General features: G+C 73.2%; 1 protein-coding gene and 1 pseudogene. Both read right to left on the bottom strand.

Annotated features, from left to right (window positions below; translation table 11 throughout):
* The coding region (locus tag ETD83_RS41740; RefSeq protein ID WP_138650755.1) for an NYN domain-containing protein at positions 1-952 on the bottom strand (952 nt) is incomplete at its 3' end.
* Positions 953-1202: 250 nt separating this feature from the next.
* A pseudogene (locus tag ETD83_RS44115) lies at positions 1203-1551 on the bottom strand (hypothetical protein); the annotation flags it as partial.

Genomic DNA, 1551 nt, shown 5'->3' with positions numbered 1-1551 from the left:
GCGTCGAGGACGGCCCGGGCAACGGCGTCGGCGCGGGGGTGGGCTGGAGCGGGATCTGCTGGCCGCCGGTGCCGTAGGACGACCCGCCCGTGGCACTGCCGGGCAGCGGCATCGGGCCGGTGGTCATGCCGGGACCGCCGGTCGTCCCGGTGGCGCTCATCCCGCCGCCGCTGATGCCGGAGCCGCTCATGCCCGTGCCGGTGCCGCCCATTCCGCTGCCGCCGCCCATGGCCGGGCCGAGGTCGCGGAGGGGCGGGACGCTCGACGCCGGCGGCTGCCCGCTGATCGGGGACGAGGGCGGCGGGCCGTTGTGCGCGGCCGGCTGGAGGTGGCCGAGGCTGCTGCCGTGGCCGTTGGCGCCGTGCCCGTTGGACAGCGGGCTCGCGCCGAGCGAGGAGCCGGCCGTCCCGTCCGCGCCGGTGAGCAGGTTGACGTAGGGCCGCAGATGCCCGGAGCCGATCTCGATGAGGTCGTCGCATTCCTGCCGCAGCACCCGCGAGATCGTCCAGTTGCCGTCGACGGCGACGTGCACGACGGTGACGCGGACGCCGAGGTCCTGCGCGTCGACGACGACCTGGGCGAGGTCCTCGTCGCCGGTGACCAGGACGGCGTCGGTGAGCGCGCCGTTGCGGGCGAGGGTCATCAGGTCGCGGTGGATCTCGGTGTCGACGCCCTCGCGGCGGCCGGGCCGGATGCGGCCGAGCCGCAGCTTGAGGCCCGGCAGGTCGGCGAGCGCGTCGTGCTCGGGGGAGCGGCGGCCCTCGACGGTCGCCTCGTACCAGTAGCAGCGCAGCAGCGGCGTGCCGGTGCGTTCCCTGGCGAGGTTGCCGAGGAGCTGGAGGAGCCCGCCGAAGTCCCACGAGACGGTCTCGCGGTGGCGCGTGCCGTGCACCGCCATCGCGCCGTCGGCGAGCAGGTAGCCGGCGTCTACGAACAGCGCGCAGCGATCCATGCGACACCGCCCTTCCTCAACACGGGACTTCACGGCATGCCCATCCGGCTCAGTGTCCCGGGTCGCCTATAGCGTAGTGAAGCGCGTCAACCCGGTAGGCCAATACGGCGATTCGCCACTCTTTCATGGCAAGCCGCTGGTTGGCGACTCCCCGGTAACAAGATTCGGGAGCCGCGGCGGACGCTACCAGCCGTTCGGGCCCGACCCCGCGCTTCCTCATGATCTTTACGGGAACGGGCAGGTCATGGGCTTAGTCCCGGGGTCCCCGCGACCCGGGCTTCAACCGCCCATGGCGACCGGCCAGATGCGTCACCTTCAGCGTCACCTGGTGCGGGACCTGGTTGCGGACGTGCCCCGGCGCACCGAGCGTGCCCCGGAACGGGACGCCGCGCGGTGTGGTCACCGTGGTCGCCCTGACCCGCACGCGGATCTTGACGTGGTGCAGCAAGACGCACCCTTTGACGTGGATGTGGAGACCTTCAGGCCCTTCCTCCGGGAGGTGCGGCGGGTGCGGCCGCTGGCGTTCAGGCGGTTTCTCCGCGGGTGCCTTCCGGGGCGGCGGCGGTTGGGGCTCCGGAGCGGCGGGACGGAACGGCGGG

The organism is Actinomadura soli, assembly GCF_005889715.1.
Taxonomy (GTDB): Bacteria; Actinomycetota; Actinomycetes; order Streptosporangiales; family Streptosporangiaceae; genus Spirillospora; species Spirillospora soli.
This window is presented reverse-complemented; position numbering and strand designations above follow the sequence as displayed.